The sequence below is a fragment of the Thalassovita mangrovi genome, assembly GCF_009857745.1.
Taxonomy (GTDB): Bacteria; Pseudomonadota; Alphaproteobacteria; order Rhodobacterales; family Rhodobacteraceae; genus Thalassobius; species Thalassobius mangrovi.
Window position 1 is genome coordinate 50,880 of sequence record NZ_WWEN01000004.1, and the last position, 25,640, is coordinate 76,519.

At 63.4% G+C, this 25,640-nt stretch carries 25 protein-coding genes; 11 read left to right on the top strand and 14 right to left on the bottom strand.

The annotated features are described in order from the left end of the window. Positions 1–76 precede the first annotated feature (76 nt). Genes GR167_RS10500 through GR167_RS10515 form a run of 4 tightly spaced genes read right to left on the bottom strand, consistent with a single transcriptional unit; the run spans position 77 to position 3,186 of the window. Entirely contained in the window at positions 77–487 is a 411-nt protein-coding gene (locus GR167_RS10500; protein WP_160973450.1) for a DUF934 domain-containing protein, read from the bottom strand. Next, positions 484–1,227 (bottom strand): phosphoadenylyl-sulfate reductase, encoded by a 744-nt coding sequence (locus GR167_RS10505; RefSeq protein ID WP_160973451.1) that lies wholly within the window; start codon positions 1,225–1,227, stop codon positions 484–486. The genes GR167_RS10500 and GR167_RS10505 overlap by 4 nt, the downstream gene beginning before the upstream one ends. Further along, entirely contained in the window at positions 1,217–2,884 is a 1,668-nt protein-coding gene (locus GR167_RS10510; protein ID WP_160973452.1) for a nitrite/sulfite reductase, read from the bottom strand. The genes GR167_RS10505 and GR167_RS10510 overlap by 11 nt, the downstream gene beginning before the upstream one ends. Beyond that, positions 2,884–3,186: a DUF2849 domain-containing protein gene (locus GR167_RS10515; RefSeq protein WP_160973453.1), complete on the bottom strand. Its 303-nt coding sequence runs from the start codon at positions 3,184–3,186 to the stop codon at positions 2,884–2,886. The genes GR167_RS10510 and GR167_RS10515 overlap by 1 nt, the downstream gene beginning before the upstream one ends. 146 nt (positions 3,187–3,332) lie before the next feature. Between GR167_RS10515 and GR167_RS10520 the strand changes: the two genes are divergently transcribed. Both GR167_RS10520 and GR167_RS10525 read left to right on the top strand, forming a co-directional pair. Then, positions 3,333–3,794: an Lrp/AsnC family transcriptional regulator gene (locus tag GR167_RS10520; RefSeq protein WP_160973454.1), complete on the top strand. Its 462-nt coding sequence runs from the start codon at positions 3,333–3,335 to the stop codon at positions 3,792–3,794. After that, on the top strand, positions 3,791–4,087 hold the full coding sequence (locus tag GR167_RS10525) for an Rdx family protein (protein ID WP_160973455.1): 297 nt from the start codon (positions 3,791–3,793) through the stop codon (positions 4,085–4,087). The genes GR167_RS10520 and GR167_RS10525 overlap by 4 nt, the downstream gene beginning before the upstream one ends. 23 nt (positions 4,088–4,110) lie before the next feature. Here the strand turns inward: GR167_RS10525 and GR167_RS10530 are convergent, their stop codons facing one another. Next, the gene (locus tag GR167_RS10530) at positions 4,111–5,292 is read right to left on the bottom strand and encodes a cytochrome P450 (protein ID WP_160973456.1); all 1,182 of its coding nucleotides are present in this window, start codon (positions 5,290–5,292) and stop codon (positions 4,111–4,113) included. A 59-nt stretch (positions 5,293–5,351) separates the two neighbouring features. Between GR167_RS10530 and GR167_RS10535 the strand changes: the two genes are divergently transcribed. The 5 genes from GR167_RS10535 (at position 5,352) to GR167_RS10555 (ending at position 11,771) form a co-directional block, all read left to right on the top strand. Continuing rightward, a complete protein-coding gene (locus tag GR167_RS10535) occupies positions 5,352–7,103 on the top strand; it encodes a sensor histidine kinase (RefSeq protein ID WP_160973457.1) in 1,752 nt (583 codons plus the stop codon). Beyond that, positions 7,100–8,323 carry a sigma-54-dependent transcriptional regulator gene (locus GR167_RS10540; RefSeq protein ID WP_160973458.1) on the top strand — a complete coding sequence of 408 codons (1,224 nt, stop codon included), beginning with the start codon at positions 7,100–7,102 and terminating at the stop codon, positions 8,321–8,323. The genes GR167_RS10535 and GR167_RS10540 overlap by 4 nt, the downstream gene beginning before the upstream one ends. 290 nt (positions 8,324–8,613) lie before the next feature. Continuing rightward, entirely contained in the window at positions 8,614–9,621 is a 1,008-nt protein-coding gene (locus GR167_RS10545; protein WP_160973459.1) for a DctP family TRAP transporter solute-binding subunit, read from the top strand. A 79-nt stretch (positions 9,622–9,700) separates the two neighbouring features. Continuing rightward, complete coding sequence (locus tag GR167_RS10550; protein WP_160973460.1) at positions 9,701–10,390, top strand: TRAP transporter small permease; 690 nt, start codon at positions 9,701–9,703, stop codon at positions 10,388–10,390. A gap of 4 nt (positions 10,391–10,394) precedes the next feature. Next, the gene (locus GR167_RS10555; RefSeq protein WP_160973461.1) at positions 10,395–11,771 is read left to right on the top strand and encodes a TRAP transporter large permease; all 1,377 of its coding nucleotides are present in this window, start codon (positions 10,395–10,397) and stop codon (positions 11,769–11,771) included. A 142-nt stretch (positions 11,772–11,913) separates the two neighbouring features. On the opposite strand, the gene tpiA is transcribed toward GR167_RS10555, so the two are convergent. The 9 genes from tpiA to GR167_RS10600 form a co-directional block, all read right to left on the bottom strand. Continuing rightward, positions 11,914–12,666 (bottom strand): triose-phosphate isomerase, encoded by a 753-nt coding sequence (gene tpiA, locus GR167_RS10560; protein WP_160973462.1) that lies wholly within the window; start codon positions 12,664–12,666, stop codon positions 11,914–11,916. A 122-nt stretch (positions 12,667–12,788) separates the two neighbouring features. Beyond that, a complete protein-coding gene (locus GR167_RS10565; RefSeq protein WP_160973463.1) occupies positions 12,789–13,187 on the bottom strand; it encodes a HesB/IscA family protein in 399 nt (132 codons plus the stop codon). Between the two features lie 31 nt (positions 13,188–13,218). Beyond that, complete coding sequence (locus GR167_RS10570; protein ID WP_160973464.1) at positions 13,219–13,962, bottom strand: DUF3307 domain-containing protein; 744 nt, start codon at positions 13,960–13,962, stop codon at positions 13,219–13,221. Next, on the bottom strand, positions 13,955–14,602 hold the full coding sequence (locus GR167_RS10575) for a MarR family transcriptional regulator (RefSeq protein ID WP_160973465.1): 648 nt from the start codon (positions 14,600–14,602) through the stop codon (positions 13,955–13,957). Before GR167_RS10575 ends, GR167_RS10570 begins: the two co-directional genes overlap by 8 nt. A 117-nt stretch (positions 14,603–14,719) precedes the next feature. Next, a complete protein-coding gene (locus GR167_RS10580; protein WP_160973466.1) occupies positions 14,720–15,082 on the bottom strand; it encodes an SUF system Fe-S cluster assembly protein in 363 nt (120 codons plus the stop codon). A gap of 101 nt (positions 15,083–15,183) precedes the next feature. Next, on the bottom strand, positions 15,184–15,951 hold the full coding sequence (locus GR167_RS10585; protein ID WP_160973467.1) for an enoyl-CoA hydratase-related protein: 768 nt from the start codon (positions 15,949–15,951) through the stop codon (positions 15,184–15,186). Positions 15,952–15,995: 44 nt separating this feature from the next. Beyond that, the gene (gene rimK, locus GR167_RS10590) at positions 15,996–17,411 is read right to left on the bottom strand and encodes a 30S ribosomal protein S6--L-glutamate ligase (RefSeq protein WP_160973468.1); all 1,416 of its coding nucleotides are present in this window, start codon (positions 17,409–17,411) and stop codon (positions 15,996–15,998) included. Positions 17,412–17,551: 140 nt separating this feature from the next. After that, positions 17,552–17,824, bottom strand: a complete 273-nt coding sequence (locus tag GR167_RS10595; protein WP_160973469.1) for an NfeD family protein — start codon at positions 17,822–17,824, stop codon at positions 17,552–17,554. Beyond that, entirely contained in the window at positions 17,824–18,711 is an 888-nt protein-coding gene (locus GR167_RS10600; protein ID WP_160973470.1) for an SPFH domain-containing protein, read from the bottom strand. The genes GR167_RS10595 and GR167_RS10600 overlap by 1 nt, the downstream gene beginning before the upstream one ends. Positions 18,712–18,813: 102 nt before the next feature. On the opposite strand from GR167_RS10600, the gene tgt reads away from it, so the two are divergent. From tgt to lon, 4 genes are all read left to right on the top strand, one after another. Next, positions 18,814–19,944, top strand: coding sequence for a tRNA guanosine(34) transglycosylase Tgt (tgt, locus tag GR167_RS10605; RefSeq protein ID WP_160973471.1), 1,131 nt, complete (start codon positions 18,814–18,816; stop codon positions 19,942–19,944). Positions 19,945–20,246: 302 nt separating this feature from the next. Beyond that, positions 20,247–21,425, top strand: a complete 1,179-nt coding sequence (locus GR167_RS10610) for a PAS domain-containing protein (RefSeq protein ID WP_160973472.1) — start codon at positions 20,247–20,249, stop codon at positions 21,423–21,425. A 322-nt stretch (positions 21,426–21,747) separates the two neighbouring features. Continuing rightward, complete coding sequence (locus tag GR167_RS10615) at positions 21,748–23,010, top strand: PAS domain-containing protein (RefSeq protein WP_160973473.1); 1,263 nt, start codon at positions 21,748–21,750, stop codon at positions 23,008–23,010. 218 nt (positions 23,011–23,228) lie between these two features. Next, positions 23,229–25,634, top strand: a complete 2,406-nt coding sequence (lon, locus tag GR167_RS10620; RefSeq protein ID WP_160973474.1) for an endopeptidase La — start codon at positions 23,229–23,231, stop codon at positions 25,632–25,634. Positions 25,635–25,640 lie beyond the last annotated feature (6 nt).

The following is a 25,640-nucleotide window of genomic DNA, read 5'->3' on the forward strand; positions in this document are numbered from 1 at the left end:
TGTCTCTGGCCGGTGACTAAACCGGCATCCCTCAGTTAGCTTTGATCCATGTCAGATGAAAGGGGCCATCGCGATTTCAGTCCTTGCGCAGCCGCGCCTGGTAATCGTGATTTTGCCAATCGGCGCGGAACATCCATTCGGTTTCGGGCTGGCGCGCGGCTTGCTCGGCGCTGATTTCCACCTCGTCGAAGCCGGAACGGCGCGCCATCGCGTATTGATCGGAAATCACGTGGCCGCGCGCCCGCAACCGGCCCTGATAGCCCATCCGCCGCAACTGCCGCGCGATGGTGAAACCGCGCCCGTCGGCGAAGCTGGGGAAGTTGATGGCGATCAGCTTCAGCGCGGTCAACCGGCCCACCAACGCCTGGGGATCGGCGTCGGGGGCCAGTTCCACCGAGACGGCCGCTTCGGCCGCCTCGGCAAGGGGGATGATGTCGCCGTCAAAATCATCGGCCCGGAAACCGATATCGGTCACGATCACGCTCATTGCGTCGCTCCTGTCCTTACCATTTTGCCATCCACCAGGTGGATGCCGCATTCCACCTTGTCGCTGCCGCGCCAGCGGCCCGCGCGTTCGTCCTCGCCGTCCCTGACCGGCGAGGTGCAGGGTTTGCAGCCGATCGACGGAAATCCCTTGGCCACCAGCGGGTGACGAGGAAGCCGGTTGTTGATCATGTAGTCCTGCACGTCGCCCTTGTCCCAATGGGCCAGCGGGTTGACCTTGATGCGCCGGTCGTCCTCGTTCTCGAAGAAATCCAGCGCCGCGCGGGTGCCGCCCTGGAACCGCTTGCGTCCGGTGATCCAGGCGTCGAAACGGCCAAGCGCCTGTTCCAGCGGCCGGGTCTTGCGCAGGTCGCAGCAGGCGTCGGTGTCGCGCAGATGCAGCGCGCCGTAAGGGTCTTCGGCTTCCAGCGCGACCTTGTCGGCGCGGATGATGCGCAGATCGGTCAGCCCGAGGAATTCCGCCACCTCGCGCTGATACTCGAGCGTTTCGGCAAACAGCATCTGGGTGTCGATGAACAGCACCGGAATGGTCCGGTCGACCTGCGCCACCATATGCAGTAGCACGACGCTTTCGGCGCCGAAGGAACTGACCATGGCGATGCGGCCGACCTGCGGGTCGGATAGGGCGCGTTTCAACACGGCGCTGGCGGCGTGATGCCGGTAGCGCCGGTTGAGATGCGCGACCCGTTCCTCGACGGGGCTGAGGGGGGCCTCAAGCGGCATTTTTCTTCGCCGCTTCAGGGTAAAGCGCCGCCTTGAACGGCTCGGCGCCCAGCCGGCGATAGGCCGCCAGGAAGGTTTCGCCCGGGTCCTCGCGCAGCTCCAGGTAGGCGCGGATGATCCGCTCGATCGCGTCCACGATTTCGTCATAGGCGAAACCGGGGCCGGTGCGCTGCCCGATTACCGCGTCCTCGGTGCCGTCGCCGCCGAGGGTGATCTGGTAGTTTTCCACCCCCGCGCGGTCCAGCCCCAGGATGCCGATATGGCCGACATGGTGATGGCCGCAGGCGTTGATGCAGCCCGAAATCTTGATCTTCAGCGGGCCGATATCGTGTTCCAGCTTCAGCGCGTCGAAGCGTTCGGCGATCTGTTGCGCCACCGGGATCGACCGGGCGGTCGCCAGCGCGCAGTAATCCATCCCGGGGCAGGCGATGATATCGCTGATCAGCCCGATATTGGCGGTGGCGAGCCCGGCGGGTTTCAGCGCCGCGTGCAGTGCGGGCAGGTCGGATTTATGCACATGCGGCAGGATCACGTTCTGTTCGTGGCTGATGCGCAATTCGCCGTGGCCGTAACGGTCGGCCAGATCGGCCAGCAGCCGCATCTGGTCGCTGGTCGCGTCGCCCGGCGTCTGGCCCTGCGCCTTGAGCGAGATCGACACGATGGCATGGCCGGGCGCCTTGTGGGCGGCCAGGTTGGTATCGGCCCAGGACCGGAAGACGGGATCGTTGGCATAGGCCAGCGCGTAGGGGGCTTCGTCGCGGGGCGCGAATTCGGGGGCGGCGAAATGCGCTTCGATCTGCGCCAGCAATTCCTGATCGACGCCCTTGAACAGCGGCCGCAATTCGTTGAAACGCGCCTCCACCTGGTCGCGCACCGCGTCGATCCCGTTTTCGTTGACGGTGATCTTGATCCGCGCCTTGTACTTGTTATCGCGCCGCCCCAGCGTGTTGTAGGCCGACACGACCGCCTCAAGATAAGGCAGCAGATCGGCGCGGGGCAGGAAATCGCGGATCACCTTGCCCACCACGGGGGTACGGCCCAGACCGCCACCGACGATCACCTCGAAACCCGCTTCGCCATCCCGTTCCACCATCCGCAGCCCGATATCGTGGGCGCGGGTGACGGCGCGGTCGTTGGGCGATCCGGTGATGGCGATCTTGAACTTGCGCGGCAGGAACTGGAATTCCGGGTGGTCGGTGGACCATTGCCGGATCAGTTCGGCCACCGGGCGGGGATCGGCGATCTCATCCGCTGCGGCCCCGGCGAAATGATCGGCGGTCACGTTGCGGATCGTGTTGCCGCTGGTCTGGATCGCGTGCAGCTTCACCTCGGCCAGCGCGTCGAGGATATCGGGCACCTCGGGCAGTTTCGGCCAGTTGTACTGGATGTTCTGCCGGGTGGTGAAATGGCCGTAGCCCTTGTCGAACTTGTCAGCGATCAGCGCCAGTTGCCGCATCTGATCGCTGGAAAGCGTACCGTAGGGGATCGCAACCCGCAGCATATAGGCGTGCAGTTGCAGGTAGAGCCCGTTCATCAGCCGCAGCGGCTTGAATTCATCCTCGGTCAGCGACCCGTCGATGCGGCGCTGCACCTGGGCGCGGAACTGGGCGTTGCGGGCGGCCAGGAAGGCGTCGTCGAATTCGTTGTAGCGATACATCAGCTCAGCTCCGCCTGTTTGCCGTGGAAATAGTTGGAAGGCCCGCTGCGGCGGAAATTTTCGCGAAAATGCGCCGGTTCCGGGCCGTCGGGGCCGTTGATCACGTCGGCCATATAGACGCCGACCGCTTGGGCCTGCTGCCGTTCGGCTTCCAGCAGGCGCAGCTGGGCATGGGCTTCGTCCTCGATCACCTCGGCGTCGCACAGCATCGGCGACCAGTCGTCATTCGCGGTGAAATAGACGACATCGCCGTTCAGAAGGGCGTTGGCGGTGATGACTTTGGGCGTAAAGGGACGTGCCATGACAGGGCCTTTTCCTTTGGTTGACTTGGGGGTGAATATAGAAAATATTCCCCCCATTGCGCCATATCGCGGAACAAATAAGGACTTGATCCGGGTGTGGCGGCGGAAAACGAATATATTGTTCCAAAATGACGAAAGGGGGCGAAATGACGGTTCGATTGGATCAGACGGATCGGAAAATCCTGGCCGAGCTGCAGCGGGACGCGGGCCAGTCGCTTGACGAAATCGCCCGCAAGGTGGGGTCGTCCAAGACCCCGGTATGGAATCGCATCCGCAAGATGCGCGAAGCCGGGATCATGGGGCCGCAGACGGTGGTTCTGGATGCCGAGAAGCTGGGTTTCGAGGCGTGTTTCTTCGTGCTGATCCGTACCTCGGAACACGAAGCCGAATGGCAGGAAAAATTCCTGCGCGCGCTGCAAAACCGCCCCGAGGTGATGGAGGCGCACCGGCTGGCGGGCGACATCGATTATATCCTCAAGGTGCGGGTGAAGAACGCGCGCGCCTATGACGAATTCTACCAGGCGCTGATTTCCGAGGTGAGGGTGAACAACATCACCGCGCTGCTGTCGATGGAGGAAATCAAGTCGACGACGGAGCTGCCGCTGTGAGCGATGCGCCGAAGCCCGTAGTCACCATTGAATATTGCACCGGCTGCAACTGGCTGCTGCGGGCCGGGTGGATGGCGCAGGAACTGCTGCAGAGCTTCGGGGAGGATCTTGGCGGGGTGACGCTGAAACCCGGCTATGGCGGCGTTTACGAAGTGCGTGTGGACGGGGCGCTGTTGTGGGAACGCAAGCGCGACGGCGGATTCCCGGACGCGAAGGAGCTGAAGAAGCGGCTGCGCGACGTGATCGAACCGGAACGGGACCTGGGGCATCTGGACCGGCACGGCGCTGGGTAGGCCTGGCCCGGCTTGCGATCCGCTCAGTAGGTGACCTTCAGCGCTTCGAGGCCGTGGAAATGATAGACGTCGCCGTAGCGCGGCACCTCTGCCAGGGCGAGGCCGGGCAGGCGGTCGAACAGCGCGGGCAGGGCGATCTTCAGCTCCAGCCGCGCCAGCGGTGCGCCGACGCAGAAATGCAGGCCGCCGCCGAAGGCGGCATTGGTGACGATGGCGCGGGACGGGTCGAACCGGTCCGGATCGGGCCAGACGGCAGGGTCGCGGTTCGCCGCCCCCAGCAGCAGCGCCACCTGATCGCCGCGCCGGAAGGTGTGGCCGGAAACCTCGATCTCCTCATAGGCATAGCGGGTGAACATGTGCAAAGGCGGATCGAAGCGCAGGCATTCCTCGACCGTCTGGTCGATCTTGTCGGGGGCCAGGAACGCCCGCTCCATGCCGGTTTCCAGCAGCGTCTTCACCGCGTTACCGATGGAATGCACCGTCGCTTCGTGGCCGGCGTTCAACAGCAGGATACAGGTGGTGATCAATTCGTCGGTGGAAAGTTTCTCGCCATCCTCCTCGGCCGCGATCAGTTGGCTGATCAGGTCGTCGGCCGGGCTTTGCCGCCGCGTGTCGATATAGCCGGTGATGAAATCGCGGAACTCAAGGCTGGCCTGCATGGCGGCGTCTTCGATTTCCCGCGTGCGCCGCGCTTGGTACATCGCCACCATCGCGTTGGACCAGCGCAGCAATTGATCGGCCATATCCTCGGGCACGCCAAGCAGGCGGCAGATCACGATCACCGGCACCCGCGTGGCATAGGCGGGCAACAGATCGCAGCCACCCTCGGGCAGGTCGTCGATCAGCCGGTGACACAGGTCCTCGATCTCGGGCGCCAGCGCCGCGATCCGGCGCGAGGTGAAGGCGCGCAGCACCAGCGAGCGCAACCTTGTGTGGCGCGGCGGTTCCAGTTCCAGCATCGAATGCGCCTCGATATCGTAGAACGGGCGCAGCCGGTCGGGGATCGCAGGCGCAAATTCCGGCGGGCATTCGCGGCCCATCCGGCGGTCCTTGAAAAGCGCCATCACCAGATCATGCGACACCGCGCAGGGCATCCGGTACTCACGCCAGTACACCAACCCGCCCGAGGCGCGGGCGCGGTCGTAGAACGGGTAGGGGTTCTGGACGAATTCGGGATCGGTGGGCGATTGGGAAAATTCCTGCATGGCGCGACATTCTCCAAGCCCTCTGGTCAATGCAAGCCCCGGGGCGCTAGGTTGACGCCATGAAACCCGCGCTGCTTCGCCGCCTGATCCTTGCCGTGCTGTTCCTGCTGTCGGTGATCGCCGTCGCCGGCGGTGTGTGGCGCTATGGCTATGTGCAGGCGCTGGCGCAACTGGCGCAGCGGGGCGAGGCGGACCTGACGCTGGCCACCGACCGGCTGACCGGGCAATTGCAGCTGTATCAACAGCTTGCGGTGCTGACGGCGGATCACCCGGCGGTGGTCGCGGCGCTGAAGGGCGGCGATACGGGCGATCTGCGCGAATTGCTGCTGAATGCGGCCGACAAGACGTCGGCGCTCGACCTGTTCCTGGTCGATGCGCGGGGGCGGGTCCTGGCCTCGGCCAATGCGACCGAACCGGATGACGTGGCCGATACCCCCTATTTCCAGCGCGCCTTGCAGGGGGCATTGGGCGAACATCACGGCATCGGGGCCAGCAGCGGCTTGCGCACCTATTATTTCGCTGCCCCCAGTTTCGGCCCCGCGGAACAGGTCGTCGGCGTCCTGGTTGTGGTGGCCAATATCGACCGGGTCGAATCCGACTGGCGCGGTGCCCGCCCGACGGTGTTCTTCACCGATGACCGCGACGAGGTGTTCATTTCCAACCGCAGCGAATTGCTGTTCTGGCAGCAGCGCGCAGATGGCGGGCTGGCCCCGGCGGGCGGCCCCGACCCGGGGTTCGAGACCCAAAGCGTCGGCGGCTACGATTTGTGGCTGACCGACTGGTCGCCTTACGTGCCGGTGCGGGCGCTGCATTTGCAGAAGGAGCTGCCGATCATCGGCATGCGGGCAGAAGCGCTGATCGATGTCGATCCGGCGCGGCGGTTGGCGGCGTTGCAGGCGGCGGCGGTGGCGGGCGTGTTCCTGGCCTTCGGGGCCTTCCTGTTCCTGGCCACCGAACGCCGCCGCACCCTGGCCGAGGCCAATGCGCGGCTGGAAAGCCGGGTGCAGCACCGCACCCGCGAACTGTCCGAGGCCAATACCGCCCTGCGCCACGAGGTGGCCGAACGCATCGCCGCCGAAGCGGCGCTGAAGAAGGCGCAGGCCGATCTGGTGCAGGCCGGCAAGCTCAGCGCCCTGGGGCAGATGAGCGCGGGGATCAGCCACGAACTGAACCAGCCCTTGATGGCGATCCAGCAATATGCGGAAAACGGATCGGCCTTCATCGAACGCGGCAAGACGGACAAGGCGGCGGACAACCTGCGCCGGATTTCCGACATGGCGGTGCGGATGTCGCGCATCATCAAGAACCTGCGCGCCTTCGTGCGCAACGAAAGCGAACCGGTGGCGCGGGTCGACCTGGTGCAGGTGATCGATACGGCGGTGGAACTGACCGCGGCGCGGCTGAAATCCGATCAGGTGACGCTGGACTGGGACGCCGGGGGCAACGGCGGCCCGGTCTGGGCGCGCGGCGGCGAGGTGCGGCTGACGCAAGTGTTCGTCAACCTGATCAACAACGCCGCCGACGCGATGCTGGGCCAGGCCGACCGTCATATCCGCATCGCTATTGAGCGGGGCGCGAAACTGTCCGTCACGGTGCGCGATATCGGCCCCGGCATCGAAGACCCCGACAAGATGTTCGAACCCTTCTATACCACCAAGACCGTCGGGTCGTCCGAGGGCATGGGGCTGGGGCTTTCCATTTCCTACGGTCTGGTGCAGAGCTTCGGCGGCAATATCCGCGGCTCCAACACGCCCAGCGGGGCGGAGTTCACGGTGGAACTGGACCATTGGCAGGAGGACAAGGCCGCATGATCGGGAAGGTGTTGCTGGTCGATGACGACGCGGCGGTGCGCGAGGCATTGGCCCAGACGCTGGAACTGGCCGATCTGACCCCGATCCCGGTCGGGTCCTTCATCGAGGCCAAGGATCACATTTCCGACCGCTTTGGTGGGGTGATCTTGTCCGACATCCGGATGCCCGGGCGCGACGGGTTTCACCTGCTGGATTACACCCAGGGGGTCGATGCCGAATTGCCGGTGGTTCTGCTGACCGGCGAAGGCGACATCCCGATGGCGGTGGAGGCGATGCGCAAGGGGGCCTTCGGCTTCCTGGAAAAGCCCTGTGCGCCGGCCGACCTTCTGGCGGTGATCGAGAGGGCGATGAAGACCCGCGCGATGGTGCTGGAAAACCGCCGGCTCAAGGCGCAGCTGGAAACCGGCGATCCGGCGGCGCGGATGCTTTACGGCCAGTCGGCGCTGTCCGAAGGCTTGCGCGACCGGGTGCGGGCGGCGGCGCGGGCAGGGACCGACGTGTTGGTGACCGGCGCGCCTGGATCGGGGATCTACAAGGTGGCCGAGGTGGTGCATCTGTGTTCGCCCTCGGACAAGGGGCCCTTCGTCAAACGCGCCGCCCCCGGGCTGGGCCGGGCCGAGATGGAGGAAATGGTCGGTGCCGCGCAGGGCGGGTCGCTGTTTCTGGACGATATCGGCGGGCTGCAGCCCGATGCGCAGATGGCGCTGATCGACGCGCTGGAAGAGGGCGGGTTCCGCCTGATCGCGGGCAGCACCCAGGACCTGTCCAGCGCGGTGGAGGAGGGGCGGCTGCAGGCCGATCTCTATTACCGGCTGGAAGTCATGGTGGTGCGCATCCCGTCGCTGTCTGAGCGGCCCGAGGACATTCCGGTGATGTTCCGCCAATACGTGGCGCAGGCGGCGGAACAATCGGGGCTTCCCGCGCCCGAGGTGACGCCCGAAGTGGTGTCGCGGCTGATGGCGCGCGACTGGCCCGGCAACGCCCGCGCGCTGATGAGCGAGGCGATGCGCTTCGTTCTGGGTCATGGCGAGACGGAAAACGGCGGCGGCGAGCTGGGGCTGGCCGAACAGCTGGCGCAGGTCGAGCGCAGCCTGCTGATCACCGCCCTGCGCCGCGCCGAGGGCCGCGCCAGCGCCGCCGCGCAAAGCCTGAAACTGCCGCGCAAGACCTTCTACGACAAGCTGGCGCGCTACGGCATCAAGCCCGAGGAATTCCGCTGAGCTAGCGACCGGACCACTTTCGGGGATTCGCATCTGAACTTCGCCCGCGGCTGTGCGGAAATCCGCACAAATGCCTCTGTCCTCTGTGCGGGTTCCCGCACAAAGCTGCATCGCAGCATGTTTCGATGCATCAGGTTGTGTGGATAACGCGTTCATTTTGATCGATAATTTTATCTGTGATCAAAATATTCGGTTTTTCTTGAGACGCCTTCCCGGAATGGAAAGAGTTGCGCATGCAGCGCCGGAGGGGCGCAAGCACACGACAAATGATCTCTTGGGAGGAGACAGACATGAAAGTCCTGACCACCGCCGCCGCAGCGCTGGCGTTGAGCGTTTCCGCATCCGCCGTCATGGCCTCCGCCGGTTGCGACGATGGCGAAATCGTCATCAAGTTCAGCCATGTGACCAACACCGACAAGCACCCCAAGGGGATCGCCGCCACGATGCTGGAAAAGCGCGTGAACGAGGAAATGGACGGCAAGGCCTGCATGGAGGTCTTCCCGAACTCGACGCTGTATAATGACAACCAGGTGCTGGAAGCGATGCTGCAGGGCGACGTGCAGATGGCTGCCCCCTCGCTGTCCAAGTTCGAACAGTTCACCAAGCAGTTCCGCATCTTCGACCTGCCCTTCATGTTCAAGAACATCGACGCGGTCGATGAATTCCAGAACTCCGAAACCGGCCAGGCGATGAAGGAATCGATGACCCGCCGCGGTCTGCTGGGCCTGGCCTTCTGGCACAACGGCATGAAGCAGATGTCGGCCAACAAGGCGCTGAATTCGCCGAGCGACGCCAACGGTCTGAAATTCCGCGTCCAGAGCTCGGACGTGCTGAAGGCGCAGATGGCGGCCCTGGGCGGCAGCCCGCAGCCGATGGCGTTCTCGGAAGTCTACGGCGCGCTGCAGACCGGTGTTGTCGACGGTCAGGAAAACACCTGGTCGAACATCTATGGTCAGAAGTTCTTCGAAGTGCAGGACGGCGTGACCGAAACCAACCACGGCATTATCGATTACCTGGTGGTGACCTCGACCGATTTCTGGGACAGCCTGCCCGATGACGTGCGCGACCAGCTGTCCACCATCATCGACGAAGTGACCGCGGCGCGGAACTCGGAATCGACCAAGGTGAACGAAGACGCCAAGCAGGCGATCATCGCCGCCGGCGGCACCGTGCGCCAGCTGAGCCCGGAACAGCGTGAAGAATGGGTCGCCACGATGAAACCGGTCTGGGAAGAGTTCAAAGGGGACGTCGGCGAAGACAACATCGCCGCCGCACAGGCGATCAACGCCAAACACTGAGCCTGGGTAACAGGCCAACTTTCCCGGCCCCGATCATGGGGCCGGGTTTTTCACATCCACTCGGGGGACGGGGGCTTGGATGTCTCATCACACTGAACCGAAATCGGCCCTGGGCCGTCTGGTCAACGAGGTCGAGGAAACCGCAATCGCGATCATCCTCGGGCTGATGACCCTTATTACCTTCATCAATGTCGTGCTGCGCTATGGCTTCAACACCGGGCTGATCTGGGGGCTGGAAATGACCTCCTTCCTGTTCGCCTGGCTGGTGCTGTTCGGCATGAGCTATGCGGTCAAGGTCACCGCGCATCTGGGCGTGGACGCCGTCATCAACCTGTTTGATCTGCGCATCCGCCGGGTGCTGGGCGTGATCGCGGGGCTGCTGTGCATCGCCTATGCCTTCTTGCTGTTCAAGGGCGCCTGGGATTACTGGGCGAATTTCGCCAACCTGCCGCAGACCGACGGGCGCTGGTTCCCGCTGGGCTTCGAGGAAATGAAACGCTCCTCCTACCGGTCCTGGTACGAGGTGATCGACATCCCGATGCCCGACTGGCTGCGCTGGATCGAACCGATGATCAACGAGGGCGAAGCCTATGAAAAGATCCCGCGCTTCATCCCCTACGCGATGCTGCCCTTCGGGGCCGGGCTGCTGTTGTTTCGCTTCGTGCAGGCGACCTGGCGCGTCCTGACGGGCGAATCCGAAAGCCTGATCGTCAGCCACGAAGCCGAGGACGCCGTCGAAGACGTCCGCAGCCTGAACGCCGAGGAGTAAGCAAATGGAAGTCGCAATTCTCTTTGCCATGGTGATCGGGCTGATGCTGCTGGGCGTGCCGATCGCGGTGTCCCTCGGCCTGTCCTCGGTGGTGTTCCTGCTGGTGCTCAGCGACACCTCGCTGGCCTCGGTCGCGCAGAGCTTTTTCCAGGCGATGGCAGGGCATTACACGCTGCTGGCGATCCCGTTCTTCATCCTGGCCTCGTCGTTCATGTCGACCGGCGGGGTGGCGCGGCGGATCATCCGGTTTTCCATCGCGCTGGTGGGGCATTTCCCCGGCGGCCTGGCCATCGCGGGCGTGTTCGCCTGTATGCTGTTCGCCGCCCTGTCCGGGTCCAGCCCGGCCACCGTGGTCGCCATCGGGTCGATCGTGATCGCCGGGATGCGCCAGGTCGGCTATTCCAAGGATTTCGCGGCCGGTGTCATCGCCAACGCGGGCACCCTGGGCATCCTGATCCCGCCCTCCATCGTGATGGTGGTCTATGCCAGCGCCACCGACGTGTCGGTGGGGCGGATGTTCCTGGCGGGCGTGATCCCGGGGCTGATGGCGGGCACCATGCTGATGACCACGATCTACATCATCGCGCGGCTGCGCGACCTGCCCAAGGGCGACTGGCTGGGCTGGGGCGAGGTGTTCACGGCCGGGCGCGATGCGGGCTGGGGCCTGTTCCTGATCGTGATCATCCTGGGCGGCATCTATGGCGGCATCTTCACGCCGACCGAAGCGGCGGCGGTGGCGGCGGTCTATGCCTTCCTGATCGCCTGTTTCGTCTATCGCGACATGGGCCCGCTGGCGCGCCCCGAGGGCGAACGTAACCTGTCGCTGATCGAGAAGCCGATCGCGCTGGTGACGGCGTTTTTCCACCGCGACACCCGCGATACGCTGTTCGAGGCGGGCAAGCTGACCGTGACCTTGATGTTCATCATCGCCAACGCGCTGATCCTCAAACACGTTCTGACCGACGAACAGATCCCGCAGCAGATCGCGGGGGCGATGATCTCGGCCGGTTTCGGCGCGGTGATGTTCCTGGTGATCGTCAACGTGATCCTGCTGATCGGCGGTCAGTTCATGGAACCCTCTGGCCTGATCGTGATCGTGGCGCCGCTGGTGTTCCCGATCGCCATCGAGCTCGGGATCGACCCGATCCATCTGGGCATCATCATGGTGGTGAACATGGAAATCGGCATGATCACCCCGCCGGTCGGTCTGAACCTCTTCGTCACGAGCGGAGTGGCGGGGATGCCGATGATGCGGGTGGTGCGCGCCGCGCTGCCCTTCCTGGCGGTGCTGTTCGTGTTCCTGATCATGGTGACCTATATCCCGGCGCTCAGCACCTGGTTGCCGACCACCTTCATGGGGCCGGAAATCATCACTAAGTGATCGGTGGAAGAAACGGAAAACGGCGCCCTGCGGGGCGCCGTTTTTTCATGTCCGGGGGCAAAATTCTTGAAAAGAATTTTGGGCGGAAAATGGTCATTTTCCGCGCCTCCGGCGGAGGTATTTTTGCCAAGATGAAAAGGCGTCAGTTGGCCGCTTCGAGCGCCTTGATGATGGGGGAGAAATCTGCCGCCTTCAGGCTGGCGCCGCCGACCAGCGCGCCGTCGACATTGGAGACGGCGAAGATGTCGGACGCATTGTCGGGTTTCACCGAACCGCCATAGAGCAGCCGGATCGCGCTGGCCTGTTCTGTGCCGAAACGGTCCTCGAGCCGGGCGCGGATGAAATCGTGCACCTCGGCGATCTGTTCCAGCGTCGGCACCTTGCCGGTGCCGATGGCCCAGATCGGTTCATAGGCGATGACGAGGGTGTCGCTGGTGGCCGCGTCGGGCACCGAGGCCGCAAGCTGCGCGCCGATGATGTCGAGCGTCTGGCCTGCCTCGCGCTGGTCCAGGGATTCGCCGAGGCAGACCACCGCGATCAGCCCGGCGCGATGCGCGGCTTCGGCCTTGGCGCGGACCATCTCGTCGCTTTCCTCATGCGCGTCGCGGCGTTCGGAATGGCCCAGGATCACCGCGCCCGCCCCGGCATCGGCCAGCATCGGTGCCGAAACGTCACCGGTATAGGCGCCGCTGTCTTCCATGTGGCAATCCTGGCCGCCGATCATCATCGGGTGGGAACCGACCCGCGCCGCCGCAGCCGCCACCAGCGTAGCGGGCGGGCAAAGCAGCAGGTCGACGGACGGGGTGGCGTGGCTGGCTGTCAGGGCGTCGATCTGGTCGAGCTCCGCGCTCAGACCGTTCATTTTCCAATTTCCCGCTGCCAGCTTGCGACGCATACTTCGTTCCTCATCCTGTTATGATGTTATGATTATGGGTGATCCCGCATCATTGCCAGTTGCACCCGCAGGTCAAGGGGCGCAGGGCGCGCGAAGCGCCGCAGGGGCAATGAGGGGGAGGGTTATTTCAGCCGGGGGGCGCCGTTTGCCGCCTGTTCGGCGGTCAGCTCCTCGACATCCTTGAACTTGATCGATTCACCGCAGCCGCAGGCCTCGGTGACGTTGGGGTTGTTGAACTTGAACCCCGATTCCAGCAGCGACACCTCGTAGTCGATCTCGGTGCCGAACAGGAACATCTGCGCCATCGGCGCGATCATCACCCGGGCGCCATCCTGTTCGACCACCTCGTCGTTGGGGTCGATTTCGTCGGCGTAATCCATGGTGTATTCCATGCCCGCGCAACCGCCCTTCTTGACGCCGATCCGCAAGCCCTTGTGGCCCTTCTGGGCCATCAGCTTGGAAATCTGCGCCGACGCGCGGTCGGTCATGGTGACGGCTTGTTTGCCGGGTATGCCGAACATGGATGGATCCTGTGTGTTGTTCGTTATTAATCTAGGGCCGGGGGGCGGATATCTCAAGCGGGGGCAGCGCCGCAAGCAGAGATTGCGTGGCCAAGGCGATCAGCAGCGCCCAGCCGAAGCTGAACAAGGTGCCGATGATGACATATTCGGTGGCCTTTCGGTCGCCCGAAATGGTGCCGAAGCGCAGGATGGATTTCGCCGCCACCAGGAACCCGATGCCTGCGATCTGACCGGCCAGGACCAGCAGGAAGATCAGCGCCCGTTCCAGATAACCGATCGTGGCGCCGCCGCCGGGCAGGCCGTCGTCGCCGGGATTATCGGAAAGCGCATGACCCTGCATCAGAAGCTGAATCGCGAAGGCCCCGGCGCGGATCGCCAGGATCGCGCCGGCAGCGACGGCGAAGATGTGGGGCAGGGCGGTCGCTACCGGTTCGGGCAGCAGCGCGGGCCACAGCCCGGTGGCCCATAGATCCGGCGCCCAGAAGGCGATCGCGGCCAGGGCGGCCAGATGCGCCGCTTGATCGGCCAGGAAGGCGGCCAGCCCGGTGAAGCGGCCATAGGTTTTCACGCAATCGATCAGCAGGTGCAGCAGCGCGAGGATCAACAGCGGCAGGGCGGCGACCTGGCCGGTGGCGGCCTGCGCGGTCAGCAGCACCAGCGCGCCGTGCAGCAGCATCACGCCAAGGTGACGCTTGCGGGCGACCATCCAGCCGGTCTGCAATACGAAATCCGCCATCGCATGGGCGCAGAGAAGGGCGGCGAGGGTTTCAATCATCGGCGGCCTCCTCGATGCTGTGCAGGGCGCGTTGAAGCGCCGGATAGCCTGCCGCGTCGAGCGCCTTGGTCACGGCCTGCCGGGATTTTCCGAGGGCTTTCGCCACTTCTGTGTAGGAAGGTTCAGCGTCGGGGGCGAGAAAGGGCAGGATGGCGGCGGCCTGCGCCGGGGTCCATCCCTGCGAGATATGATCGGCCAATACGGTGGCGGCGTTGAGCGGGCCGCCGTCGCCATAAAACATGCGTTCCGACTTGCTTAGCAATTTCAGCATGTCCAGCCCGTCGCCCGAAGCGACGAAAACATCGGTGGTCTCGGCGTTGAGGTCCGAGCCGAGTTTGCCTGCCACCTCGCCTTCGGCAATGGATATATAGCTGTCGAATTCGCTGCCCTCGCTGCGCAGGGCGGCACGGAAAGCGAGCGCGGAGCGCAGCGCAAGGGCGGGACGGGCCAGTGCCACCTGCCAGCCATCGCCGCGCTGGCGGGTGAAATGCAGCAGCGCGCCGTGCCAATCTGCCTGCATCGCGGCGCAATCGGCCAGCGCATCGAAGGCTTGGGCAACCTGAGCCGGGCTCAAGCTGGTGGAGCCGACCAGATCTCCTGTCAGAACTGCGATATGTGAAACTATGGAAGTCATGCGCACCCATTATAGGGTGCGATATGAAAAATGCAACCGATATTGGTTGCGTTTCGAATTTCGCACCCAAAATAGGGTGCTTATATGAAAACGCACCCTCAAAGGGGTGCGTTGCCATCTCGCTTACATGAAGCCCAGTTCCAGCCGCGCTTCGTCGCTCATCATCTCCATGCCCCAGGGCGGATCCCAGGTCAGGTCGACCTCGACATGCTGCACACCGTCCAGCGGTTCGACCGCGTCGACCACCCAGCCGGGCATGTCACCCGCCACCGGGCAGCCCGGCGCGGTCAGGGTCATGATGATGCTGACCTTGTTATCGGGGCTGATCTTGATCGTGTAGATCAGGCCCAGGTCGTAGATATTCACCGGGATTTCAGGGTCATAGACCGTGCGGCAGGCTTCGACCACCTTTTCGTACAAGGGATGGTCGATGCTTGAGGGCGCGATCAGGGGTTCCCCTTCGAGCGGTTCAACATTTTCGTTCATGGGTCGGTCCGTCATTTCCTGACCGAAGATATAGGGTTTGGGATCGCAAAGGTCTAGGGGCCAAGCTCAACCCATTGCCGCGGCCGGGGCAGGGCGGCGGATCAGGGGGCTTTTTCCTGCGCGATCCGCACCGGATCCATGAAATGGCCGATCATCACCTCGGTCGCTTCCGCATAGGCCTGATCGAGTGGCAGGTCTAGCTGGCGGTAGAGCATCCGCTTGCCGTCGGCGATGGCCTTGGGATGGCGGGTGGCCAGGGTGCGGGCGAAGGCCATCGTTTCATCGAGCAGCTGTTCGGGCGGATAGACGCGGTTCACCAGTCCCGCGTTCAGCGCCCAGGCGGCATCGAAGGCTTCGCCCGACAGGGTCATTTCCATCACCTGCTTGCGCGACAGGTTGCGCGACACGGCGACGGCGGGGGTGGTGCAGAACCCGCCATTGCGGACCCCGGGCAGGCAGAACGTGGCCCGGTCGGAGGCGAAGATCAGATCGCAGGAGGCCGCCAGTTGCAGCCCCCCCGCGGTGGCGATGCCTTCGACCACGGCGATGGTGGGCTTGGGGCAAAGAGCGAGGTCGAGCATCATCGCACCGCATTCGGTGAAGAGCGCCCTGAGATAGTCCAGCCCCTGATCGGGATCGTCGCGGTGGCGGGCGATTTCCTTCAGGTCGTGCCCGGCGCAGAAGATATGGCCGGGGCCTTCCAACACGATCACGTTGGCCTGTGGGTCGGCCGCGGCCTGACGGATATGGGCGTGCAGATCGCGGATCATCGCCCGCGACAGCGGGTGCGCCGGGGCCTTGCCAAGGCGCAGGAACCGCACGTTGCTATCGTCGCGCGCCTCGATCAGCGGCAAATCTGGTTTGTTCATGTCTGTTTCCTCCCGCGCCGACTATGGCAGCGCGGGCGGAGAAATCAAAACCCTGCGCCGCCGGGGGTTGCGGTTTTGCGGCGCCGCGCCGGGCTGGGGCGGGCGCGGCGTTCGATTTCTTCATACAGCAGCGCGGCGATATTCTTGCCCGAAATCGTTTCGATCCCTTCCAGCCCGGGGGAGGAATTGACCTCCAAAACCTTGGGCCCGCTTTCCGAACGCAGCAGGTCGACGCCCGCCATGTTTAGCCCGAAGGCCTTCGCCGCGCGCTGCGCGGTTTCGCGTTCTTCCTTGCTGATCCGCACCTTGCTGGCCGATCCGCCCTGATGCAGGTTGGAGCGGAAATCGCCCTCGGCGCCGGAACGCTTCATCGCCGCCACCACCTTGGATCCGATCACCATGCAGCGGATGTCTTCGCCCGCCGCTTCCTTGACGAAATGCTGCACCAGGAAATTGGCCTTGAGCCCGCGGAAGGCGGAAATCACCGACTCGGCAGCCTTTTTCGTCTCCGCCAGCACCACGCCCTTGCCCTGCGTGCTTTCCAGCAGCTTCACGATCAGGGGCGCGCCGCCCACCAGCCCGATCAGGTTGCCGGTATCCTTGGGCGAGGCGGCGAAGGCGGTGGTCGGCATGCCGATCTTGTGCCGGGCGAGGATCTGGTGCGCATGCAGCTTGTCGCGGCTGGCGGTGATGCCTTCGCTGCCATTGACGCAGAAGGTGCCGATGGTTTCGAATTGGCGCACCACGGCGCTGCCGTAACTGGTGATCGAGGCCCCGACGCGCGGGATCACCGCGTCGTAGCGCGGCAGGCGCTTGCCGTCGTAATGGACCTCGGGCATCAGCGCGTTGATGGCGATGTAGCAGCGGGTGGTGTCGATCACCTCGACCGTGTGACCGCGCGCCTGGCCTTCCTCGACCAGGCGGCGGGTGGAATAGTTGTCTTCCCGGCTCAGCACCGCGATGCGCAGCGCCCGCTTGGGCGCGGCTTCGCGCATTTCCTTGCTGTGATAGACGTCATAATCGAGCTGCGGCTGGAAGAACCGTTCGGTCGCGATGATGGTGATGTGATCCAGCAAAGCCTGCCGCCCCAGCAGCATATGCGAGGCCATGCCGCGCCGGTCGGTCAGGGTCAGCTCGATCGGCCAGCTCTGGCCGCCGACCGACATGGTGGTGCCGATGACATAGCGCATTTCGGTTTCGCCGTTGGACGAGGTCACTTCGCGCCGGTCGACGATCGGGGCCGAGCAGGGGATCACCAGGTCTTCGCGCCCGGGGATCGGGTGCACCATGAAGCGCACCTGCGGCGAATCCGAGCGCCCGAAGCTTTCGATATCGGTGGCATGCAGCGCCGAGGTGCGCGCGCCGGTATCGACCTTGGCCTTCATCGCCGGCAGGCCGAGATCGGGCAGCGACACCCATTCTTCCCATCCGAATTGCAGTTGCGGGGCGGGCTTGGTCATCGGCGGGCTCCTTCTTCGGGGGGAATCACGCCTGTCAGTCTAGCGCGTTTGCGCCAATGAAAGCAGTTCGGCGGCCAAATCAACCGCTCTTTGTGCCGGGGCGGGAAATTGCCGCCCCGTGCAGGGTTTTGCGCCGGGCGTCAGTTGTCGTTGATATCCGTGTCGAATACCTTGCGTTTCTCATTCGGCAGTTTGAACAGCCGCCGCATGACCAGCCAGGCAACCAGCGACAGGATGGCGAAGATGGCGCAGAGAACCGGATAAGTGAGGGATGAGACCGCCACCACCAGCGCAGTCAGCGCCGCGCCGACGGCAAAGCCGAGAAAGATGAAGCCGGGGGCGAAAATTTCTGCCACCGCCAGAACCAATGCTGCGGCCAGCCAGACCCACCAGATTTCCAGTATGGCCGCCATCACTTGTTTCCTTTCAGCATCTTGAAAGCGTCGCCGAAGGCTTCCAGTGCGCTGGCGGGCACCACGATGGTCTGACTGCCACTGCCCGCGCCGAGGGCGTTCAGCGCCTCGACCTGCTTCAGCGCGACCTGGTATTGCGCCGCTTCGATGCCGTTTTCCTTGATCGCCTTTGCCACCACCTCGGTGGCATAGGCTTCGGCTTCGGCCTGAATGCGGCGCGCCTTGGCGATCTGTTCGGCGGAATAGAGCTGCGCATCGGCCTGCAACTCGACCGCGCGTTTCTGGCCCTCGGCCTCGGTCACTTGGGCGCGGCGGGCGCGTTCGGCGTTCAGCTGCTGCAGCATCGCGTTGCGGGTGGCCTGATCGAGGTTCACGTCGAGGATTTCGGCCCGCGTCACTTCGATCCCCCAATCGTCGACCGCATCTTCGACCGACGCCTTGATGGTCGAGATCAGCCGCGCCCGGTTGGCCTGAACATCGTCAAGGTCCATCTTGCCGATCTCGGCGCGCACGATACCCGCCACGGTGGTGGCGATGGCGGCGTCGACGTCGCGGATGCGGTAGACGGTCTTTTCCGGCTCGATGATACGGTAGAACACCGAGGTATCGACCTGCACCAAGACGTTATCCTTGGTGATGGCATCCTGGCTGGCGGTGGGCAATTGCCGTTCGAGGATCGAGATTTTGTGTTTCACCACGTCGAGGAAGGGCACGATGAAATTGATCCCCGGTCCCAGCACCGCGTGCAGCCGGCCGAACCGTTCCACCACGTGTTTGTCCGATTGCGGCACGATGCGGACGCCGCGATAGATGACGGCGATGATGAACAGCGCGATCAGCAGCCAGATCACGGTTCCGGGCTGAACGTCGGCAATGAGTTGGGCCATAAATCTTTCCTTCAATGCAATTTGTAGTTTCCAAATATGCCCAGCCCCCTTGGACTTCCAGAGGTTTCGGGATTAAAGGACCCCAAAAGCAGAAGGTGCAGCATGACACGCCGTTTCGAATTCGAAAAACTGGGACAGGATGGCAAGGCGCGGCTGGGCGTGATCCATACGCCGCGCGGCGATATCCGTACCCCGGCCTTCATGCCCGTGGGCACCGCGGCGACCGTCAAGGCGATGATGCCCGAAAGCGTGGCCGCCACAGGCGCCGACATCCTGCTGGGCAACACCTATCACCTGATGCTGCGCCCCACCGCCGAACGGATCGATCGGCTCGGGGGCTTGCACAAGTTCATGAACTGGCAAAAGCCGATCCTGACCGACAGCGGCGGGTTCCAGGTGATGAGCCTGGCGCAACTGCGCAAGCTGACCGAGGAAGGCGTCACCTTCAAATCCCATATCGACGGGTCGCGCCACACGCTGACGCCCGAACGCAGCATGGAAATCCAGCGGCTGCTGGGCAGCGACATCGTGATGTGTTTCGACGAATGCCCGGCGCTGCCGGCGGATCGCGACCGGATCGCGGACTCGATGCGGCTGTCGATGCGGTGGGCGCAGCGGTCGCGTGACGCCTTTGGCGATCGTCCGGGCCACGCGCTGTTCGGGATTCAGCAGGGCGGGTTGGAACGCGATTTCCGCGAAGAAAGCGCCGAGGCGCTGAAAGGGATCGGTTTCGACGGTTACGCGGTCGGCGGTCTGGCCGTGGGCGAGGGGCAGGAGGCGATGTTCGATTGCCTGGATTACGCCCCCGACATGCTGCCCGAGGACAAGCCGCGCTACCTGATGGGGGTGGGCAAGCCCGACGATATCGTCGGCGCCGTGGCGCGCGGCATCGACATGATGGATTGCGTGCTGCCGACCCGGTCGGGCCGCACCGGCCAGGTGTTCACCCGCAACGGCGTGGTCAATATCAAGAACGCCCGCCATGCCGACGATCCCCGGCCGCTGGACGAAAACTGTTCCTGCCCGGCCTGCCGCAATTACAGCCGCGCCTATCTGCATCACGTGTTCCGGGCCCAGGAAATGATCAGCGGCATGCTGCTGACCTGGCATAACCTGCAATATTACCAGGACCTCATGCAGGGGATGCGCGACGCGATCGCCGCCGGCACCTTCGACGACTTCCAGCGCGATTTCCACGCGCAGCGGGCGCAGGGCGATATCGAACCGCTCTAAGGGTTTGATCATATATTCCATTTTTTGATAAAACCGCAGGCTGCCTTGCCGTTAGGTAATTAGAAGTCAATAAAAAACTACACAAAGCAACTATTTCGCAACCGATCGACCGTCTGAGGGCGCCTTTCGGCCGCGTTTTAATAAGTGTCTTTCCGCCTGCACCGCATGCGGTGAGGTGTAATTTAACAAGTTATAGACCGCCAAGGAGACCCCCTGTGAATATGCAGCCTTTGGAGGTATTGAAACCCATGACCGGGACAATACCCGTTCCTTCGCCATCCTTTTCTTCCTCCGGGGCAGAAATGCCCTTCGGTATCGAGGAAATGTTCTTTTCCAAGACCGACAAACGCGGCGTGATCGACGATTTCAACGATGTCTTCGTGCGCGTGTCGGGCTTCAGCGGTGAGGACCTGTGCGGCGCGCCGCACAAGATCCTGCGCCACCCCGACATGCCCAAGGCGGTGTTCTGGCTGCTCTGGAACGGGCTGCAGAACGACAAGGCCGTCGGCGCCTATGTCAAGAACAAGACCAAGGACGGGAAGTATTACTGGGTCTTCGCCCTCGCCGCGCCGGTGTCTGACGGGTATTTTTCGGTCCGCATCAAGCCGTCGAGCGAGATGCACGAGCAGGTGATCGCGCTCTACAAGGAAATCCGCGCCGCCGAATTGGCGGAAAAGCTGACCGCCGAGCAAAGCGCGCAGCGCCTGCTGGCGCGGCTGCAGGATATGGGATTCCCCAATTACGGCTGGTTCCAATCCGCCGCCTTCGGCCTGGAATACGAGGCCCGGCAAACCGCGCTGAAGGCGCCGCCGATGCTGGACGTGGCCAATACCCAAACGGCCTCGAAACTGACCGAGGATTTGCAGCGCGAACTGGCCGATCTGGCCGGCGAATTCGACGGGGCGGAAATCCTGACCGCCAACATGAAGATCTTCGCCGCCAAGCTGAACCAGGGCCGCGCGGTGATCAACGAGGTCGCGAAGAATTACGACCTGATGCTGCGCGATATCCAAAGCCATCTGAAAACGCTGCTGGTGCCGCCGAAATCGGACGGCATCTGGAACATGCCCGAAGGCCAGCGGGCGGGGTTCATGCTGTGCGGCTATCACCTGCTGAACGAGGTGGTGCACGGCTATGAGGCCGAAAAGGCGGCGAGCGGTGAGGCGGTGACGCCCGAGGACATGCACCAGCTGCATATGCTGCGCAGTGCCTACAAGGGGCAGTCGGACAAGTCGGTGGACGATTGTGTGAAATCGGCGCTGACCGTCCAGCGGCGGATCGAATTCCTGCTGCGGATGGTGCTGGGCCTGTCGACGATCCGCATCGCCTGCCGGGTCGAAGCAGGCAGCCTGCGCCAGACCGCGCATGGGCTGGATACGATCGTCGGGCGGCTGGATGAATTCCAGGACCGGATCGAAACCCGGATGGTCAGGATTCAGCAGCTGGCGACGGACATCCTGATGTCCATCGGCACGCGGTAGGGCCGCGGGCAATAGCGCCGCCGCAACTGGCGGGCGCTTCACGAGGTTGGCCGCCACGCGCGGCCAGTTCCTTGAATCGCGGGGAAAAACGCAGCCGCCGATCCGCATCGCGCGAGAAACCTCGGACGCGGTGCTTTGCCTGCCTAAAATTCGATTTTTTCAGGACGTTTGATTGTCTGTAACGGGTGATCGTGGCGCGCCGGGGGTGGCATGGGAAAGACCCCATGCCCCGCGCGCGAACGGGCCGCGATCGCAAAGACAAGAGGACAGCCCCGAACGGTCCCGGGGCGGCACGGGTAAACGGTCAGGAAGGGTAGACCTCATGAATACCATGACAATGAAGGAATTCGACAGCGTCCAGCGCGAACCCAGAGCGCGCGCCGCCGCCGAAGTGAATGTTGAAGAACCCTTCAATGTCGAGGAGATGTTTTTTTCGCGCACCGATACCCGTGGGGTGATCGAAGCCTATAACAACATCTTCATCCGGGTCTCGGGGTTCAGTTCCGAGGAACTCAAAGGCGCCCCGCACAAGCTGATCCGCCACAGCGACATGCCCAAGGGCGTGTTCTGGCTGTTGTGGAACGGGCTGGAAAACGGCCACCCGGTCGGCGCCTATGTGAAGAACAAGAACAAGGAAGGCCACTATTACTGGGTGTTCGCGCTGGTGACCCCGGTCGAGGGCGGCTACCTGTCGATGCGGATCAAGCCGACCAGCCCGCAACTGGCGCTGGTCGAAGGGCTGTACAAGGAAATCCGCAAGCTCGAACTGGAACAGAAACTGTCGGCCGAGGAAAGCGCCAAGCTGATCCTGGAACGGCTGGCCGGGCTGGGAATTCACAGCTACGGCGCCTTCCAGGCCCACGCGCTGCACCAGGAATTCGAAGCGCGGCGCAAGGCGCTGCAGATGCCCGCCTTCAGCGATCTGAGCAACACCGAAACCATTGCGGTCACCTCGGAACTGCTGCGCCAGGAACTCGATCAGCTGGCCGACAAGTTCAAGAGCGCCGAGATCCTGACTGCCAACATGAAGATCTTCGCCGCCAAGCTGGCGGTGGGCCGCGCGACGATCAACGAGATCGCCAAGAATTACGACCTGATGCTGAACGACATCCGCAACCACCTCAATACGCTGGTGGTGCCGCCGGTGGGCACCGGCATCTGGGACGTGCCCGAGGAACTGGGCGCCTATTTCATGATCTGCGCTTCGCATCTGATGACCGAGATGTGCGACACTTTCGAGGCCCATAAATGCGATGTCGACGGGGTCGACAGCGATTATGAGAACCGCGTCCTGATCAAGCTGCAGAAGGAATACGACAAGAAGTCCGAAAGGGCGGTGGCCTATGGGGTGCAATCGGCGGCCTCGATCCAGCGGCGCGCCGAATTCCTGCGCCGCATGGTGTTGGGCCTGTCCACCATCCGCATCGCCTGCCGCGTCGAGGCGGGGATGCTGCGCGGCAAGGCCAAGGGGCTGGAAACCATCGTGTCGCGGCTGGACGTTTTCCACGACGAAATCGAGGCGCATCTGGAAAAGATCCAGCATCACGTCACCACGATCCTGCTGGCGGCGGACGAACACGCCTGAGCCGAAACGCGTGAATGTTGTCCGGATCTGGCGGGAATTCCCGGCCCGGGCCGATCGCGCCTTGCTCATTCCGGTTGGCCGGGGCATTCTGGGCCCCGGTTTTGCCGAATGTGGTTGAAATCGGCGGGGGCGACCCCAGATAAAACCACAGGAAACGGAAAGGGCCGGGGGTTGCCATATCGGGACCAGCGCCTTTTTGCCAAGAACAAGGAAAACGCATGCAAGAGCCATTGAACGCATCCTATCCAGTTCTGCCGCTGCGCGACATCGTGGTCTTCCCGCATATGATCGTGCCGCTGTTCGTCGGACGCGAAAAATCGGTCCGCGCGCTGGAAGAAGTGATGCAGGACGACAAGCAGATTCTGCTGTCCAGCCAGATCGACCCGGCCGAGGACGATCCGAGCGCCGAAGGGATTTACGATACCGGGGTGTTGGCCAATGTGCTGCAGCTGCTGAAGCTGCCCGATGGCACCGTCAAGGTGCTGGTCGAGGGCCAGGCCCGTGTGAAGATCACCGAATACCTGGAAAACGACGATTTCTTCGAAGCCCGCGCCGAATACCTGAACGAGATTCCGGGCGACGCCGCCACGATCGAGGCGCTGCTGCGCACCGTCGGCAGCGAATTCGAACGCTATGCCAAGGTGAAGAAGAACATCCCCGAGGAAGCTCTGGTCACCGTGTCGGAAGCCACCAACCCGGCCAAGCTGGCCGACCTGGTGTCGGGCCATCTGGGCATCGAGGTGGATCAGAAACAGGACCTGCTGGAAACGCTGTCCGTGTCCGAGCGGCTGGAAAAGGTCTATGGCCTGATGCAGGGCGAAATGTCCGTGCTGCAGGTCGAAAAGAAGATCAAGACCCGCGTCAAATCCCAGATGGAGCGCACGCAGCGCGAATATTACCTGAATGAGCAGATGAAGGCCATTCAGAAGGAGCTGGGCGACGGCGAGGAGGGCGGCAACGAGATTGCCGAACTGGAAGAAAAGATCGCCAACACCAAGCTGTCCAAGGAAGCCAAGGAAAAGGCTGAGGGCGAGCTGAAGAAGCTGAAGTCGATGAGCCCGATGAGCGCCGAGGCGACCGTCGTGCGCAATTACCTCGACTGGATGCTGTCGATCCCGTGGGGCGTTCGTTCCCGCGTGAAGAAGGACCTGAACCGCGCCCAGGAAGTCCTGGATACGGATCATTACGGTCTGGAGAAGGTCAAGGAACGCATCGTCGAATACCTGGCCGTGCAGCAGCGTTCGAAGAAGCTGAAGGGCCCGATCATGTGCCTCGTCGGCCCGCCGGGCGTGGGTAAGACCTCGCTTGGCAAATCGGTCGCCAAGGCGACGGGCCGCGAATTCATCCGCATCAGCCTCGGCGGCGTGCGCGACGAATCAGAAATCCGCGGTCACCGACGGACCTATATCGGCTCGATGCCCGGCAAGATCATCCAGGCGCTGAAGAAGGCCAAGACCACCAACCCGCTGATCTTGCTCGATGAAATCGACAAGATGGGCCAGGATTTCCGCGGCGACCCGGCCTCGGCGATGCTGGAGGTGCTGGACCCCGAACAGAATGCCACCTTCGTCGACCATTACATGGAGGTCGAATACGACCTGTCCGACGTGATGTTCCTGACCACGGCGAACTCCTACAACATGCCGGGGCCGCTGCTGGACCGGATGGAGATCATCCCGCTGGCCGGCTACACCGAGGAAGAAAAGGTCGAGATCGCCAAGCAGCACCTGCTGCCCAAGCAGACCAAGAACCACGGGTTGAAGAAGGGCGAATTCGAGGTTTCCGAGGACGCGCTGACCGAAATGGTGCGCCGTTACACCCGCGAAGCGGGGGTGCGGAACCTGGAGCGTGAAATCGGCAAGCTGGCGCGGAAAGCCGTGACCAAGATCGTCAAGGGCGAGGCTGAGCATATCACGGTCACCGCCGACAATATCGACGACTTCCTGGGCGTGAAGAAATACCGCTACGGCCTGGCCGAGAAGGAAGATCAGGTCGGTGTCGTCACCGGTCTGGCCTATACCAGCGTCGGCGGCGACCTGCTGTCGATCGAAGCGCTGCGCCTGCCCGGTAAGGGCCGGATGAAGACCACCGGCAAACTGGGCGACGTGATGAAGGAATCGATCGAGGCGGCGTCGAGCTATGTCCGCTCCATCGCGCCGCAGATCGGCATCAAGCCAACCAAGTTCGACAAGTGGGACATCCACGTCCACGTGCCCGAAGGCGCCACCCCCAAGGACGGCCCGTCGGCCGGCCTGGCGATGGTGACCTCGATCGTGTCGGTGCTGACCGGCATCCCGGTGCGCAAGGATATCGCCATGACCGGCGAGGTGACCCTGCGCGGCAACGCGCTGGCCATCGGCGGGCTGAAGGAAAAGCTGCTGGCGGCACTGCGGGGCGGGGTGAAAACCGTGCTGATCCCGGAAGAGAACGAAAAGGACCTGGCCGATATTCCGGACAACGTGAAGGAAGGGCTGGAAATCATCCCGGTCAGCCACGTCCGCGATGTCCTGAAACTGGCGCTGGTCCGCGAACCCGAAGCGATCGAATGGGACGAGGAGGCGGAAGAAGCCGCCGCCGCCGCTGCCCTGGCATCGAAATCGGAGCAGGGGGCCACCGCCCACTGATCGGTT